Source organism: Sphaerospermopsis reniformis (assembly GCF_005402885.1).
Lineage (GTDB): Bacteria > Cyanobacteriota > Cyanobacteriia > Cyanobacteriales > Nostocaceae > Sphaerospermopsis > Sphaerospermopsis kisseleviana.
This window is the reverse complement of sequence record NZ_BJCE01000572.1, coordinates 1-444: the sequence shown is the minus strand read 5'-3', so window position 1 is coordinate 444 and position 444 is coordinate 1. Positions and strand designations below refer to the sequence as shown.

Here is a 444-nt window from a genome sequence, read left to right as displayed (position 1 = left end):
GGTTATATGAGAATTGGTTGTGCTTTTTTCATTTTCCGCTATGGGGGTGTCTGTTCTTACAGGCATCCCTTGATTTTTTTGCAGTCCCTTTCACTAATGATCGCTCTCTTTTAGTCTAAAGTCCAGATCTAAACCACTACAATTTTTGAGCCAGTCACCCTATGCAGCTACGACTTTCTTTTCAGGATTTACGCAACTAGCACTACTTTATTCACCCACTGCCTTCACAAAGTACAGCCTTAGCGATCACTCTTCCCCATAACTAGCAACTTGGGTTAGTACCATTACCAGTCAGCGATAATTGTTGTAAATTCATCCCTGGTACTATCAGCGATTCATAGTAATAGGAAGGAACTAATTTATCAGCAATTAATTTCGTATCTTCCAAGTCATAAATTAGGTATTTTCTGATTTTTTCCCATCCTTGAGAACCTGCACCTTCAC

1 protein-coding gene is annotated in these 444 nt (G+C 39.4%); it reads right to left on the bottom strand.

Annotated elements, in window-relative coordinates:
- Positions 1–262: 262 nt before the first annotated feature.
- The coding region (locus FFR48_RS28465) for a hypothetical protein (RefSeq protein WP_137669633.1) at positions 263–444 on the bottom strand (182 nt) is incomplete at its 5' end.